Source organism: Kitasatospora sp. NPDC057542, assembly GCF_042801945.1.
GTDB lineage: Bacteria > Actinomycetota > Actinomycetes > Streptomycetales > Streptomycetaceae > Kitasatospora.
The window spans coordinates 1-2308 of sequence record NZ_JBHVFE010000756.1; the positions used below are offsets into that span (position 1 = coordinate 1).

The 2308-nt window shown below is 74.1% G+C and carries 2 protein-coding genes; both read left to right on the plus strand.

The features are described from left to right. A partial coding sequence (locus ACFU7Y_RS43130; protein WP_380771929.1) for a glycosyltransferase occupies nt 1-1043 on the plus strand: 1043 nt, incomplete at its 5' end. Nucleotides 1044-1282: 239 nt separating this feature from the next. Beyond that, nucleotides 1283-1993, plus strand: a complete 711-nt coding sequence (locus ACFU7Y_RS43135; RefSeq protein ID WP_380771931.1) for a DUF6461 domain-containing protein — start codon at nt 1283-1285, stop codon at nt 1991-1993. The last annotated feature ends 315 nt before the right edge of the window (nt 1994-2308 follow it).

Below are 2308 nucleotides of genomic sequence, written 5' to 3' on the forward strand. Positions count from 1 at the left end.
GTCCGAAGCCGCCGACGGCCGAGGACGCGTTCCGGCTCGCCCGCGAGCTGGTCGCCGCACGGTTCGAGACGCTGACCGCGGCGGCCGAAGGCTGTGACGTGCTGCTGGCGACCGGCCTGATGCCGGCCGGGGCACGGGACGTCGCCGAGAAGCTGGGCCTCCCCTACGTGTTGGCCTGCTTCCACATCTTCGGACTGCCCTCGCGGCACTTCCGGCCCGGGCGGCGGCCGGGGACGCCGTCCCCACAGGACGAGACCGACTACCGGAAACTGTGGCAGCAGGACGCCCAGCGAGTGAACGGGCTGTACGGGGACGCGCTCAACAGCCACCGCGCGGCGATCGGCCTGCCGCCGGTGGAGAACGTCCGCGACCACGTCTTCACCGAGCGGCCGTGGCTGGCGGCGGATCCGATGCTGTGCCCGTCGGAGGGCAGGACGGAGCTCGACCTGGTGTCGACCGGGGCGTGGATCCTGCCTGACGACCGCCCGCTCCCCGCTGACCTGGAGGCGTTCCTGGACGCCGGTCAACCGCCCGTGTACGTCGGCTTCGGCAGCATGGCCGCATACGCACCGGAGGGCATCGCGCGAGTGGCCGTCGAAGCGAGCCGGGCGCACGGCCGCCGCGTGCTCCTCGCGCGCGGCTGGGCCGGGCTCGCCCCGATCGACGACCGCGAGGACTGCCACGTCGTCGGCGAGGTGAACCAGCAGGCCCTGTTCCGCAGGGTGGCCGCCGTCGTCCACCACGGCGGTGCGGGCACCACGACGACCGCGGCCGTGGCGGGCGTACCCCAGGTGGTCGTCCCCCGGATCGCGGATCAACCGTACTGGGCCGGCCGGGTGGCCGAGTTGGGCATCGGCGCGGCCCACCTCGACCTCACGCCGACCGTCGACTCGCTCTCTGCCGCGCTCACCACGGCCCTGGCGCCCGAGACCCGTGTCCGGGCGAAGGCTGTGGCCGGCAGCATCCGCACCGACGGGGCGACGGTGGCCGCGAAGCTGCTGTTCGAAGCGGTGGGCCAGGAGGTGCCGACCGTTTCCGGATGAGTCGTGCGGCGTTGGTGTCGGTGTCGGTGTCGGTGTCGGTGCCGGGCGAATGACGGCGCGGGCCGGGTGCGTTCGGCTCCGGATCAGCCTCCTTCCGATTGATCAGGGGTGGTTGTCGGCCCGGCGCGCGGCCGGGTCCGGCACCGATCCGGCGACCGGTCTCCGGCTGTCGGCCGGGTCGGTTAGGGTGCCGACCGGCGCGCCCGGTCACCACAGGCCACGCGCGAGGGGAGGGCAGCATGACCGACGGCACGCACGAGGGAGTGGGGCAGGACGGCGACGGCATCCAGTGGCTCGCGGAGATCGGCAGGCCGGGCGCCGGCGGATCGTCAACGGGCGGCCGCGACACGGACGGTGAGCTCGGCGGTGTCGTCTTCGCCAGGGGGATCACGCCCGAGGAGCTCGCCCGCCGTATGGGCGCCGACCCGGCCGCCGTGACCCGGCCGATCAGCGACACCGAGATCCGGGACCTGGACATCGAGGTCTACCGCCCGGGTGACGACGGCGACGGCGTGATCCGGGTCGGTGCGTGCGCCGGCTGGTCGTTCGCGATCGAGTACGGCGACTCCACCGGCGGTGAGCTGCTCACCGAGATAGCGCGCGACGGCGTCGAGGTGGTGCACTTCCGCGCGATGCCGGAGCAGCGACAGGCACTGCTCGACTACGCCCGGGACGGCGCCGTGCTGTGTGGCTTGGGCCTCGGCGAGGAGCGCTGGCGTTGGGGCCAGGAGCCGGACCTGTTGGTGCCGGACCTGGTTGCCGCCGGCGTTCTGGAGGCCGACGGCGTGACCTCCTGCGACCCCGGGCGGCCGGCCGACGGGGCCGCCCGACGCCGCACCCTCGGCGCCGTCGAGCGGCGCTTCGGACTGAGCCTGCCCCGCGCAGCCCTCGGCGGGCTGCGCCTGCCGGCGTACGCGGTGCGGGGAACCCCGGGCATGGCGCCGCGCTGAGGGGATGCGCCGGCGACACCTGGCGTGCAGGGCGTTGACGCGGGCCCAGGGGGAGACGCAGAAGGCAGCGGACAGGGCGAAGTACAGGAGCGGGAACGGCAGGAACAGGCACGACAGGACAGAGAACGACAGGAACAGGGAGGTCACGGCAGGGCTCCTTCCCGGGCCCACCGGCAGGGCCCCGATGGCGTCATCCTTGCGCGCCGCCAGTCCGTCGCACAGGTGCCGATCGGGAGGTTCCCGGGCCGCGATCGCCGTCGCCACCCTGCCGATCGGCAGGGTGGCGACGGGACACGGCGGTGGAGACCAGCCCCG

Excerpts from the sequence above, each read along its gene's own strand:
- ACFU7Y_RS43135 (WP_380771931.1), top strand. The coding sequence starts at position 1,283 with ATGACCGACGGCACGCACGAGGGAGTGGGGCAGGACGGCGACGGCATC.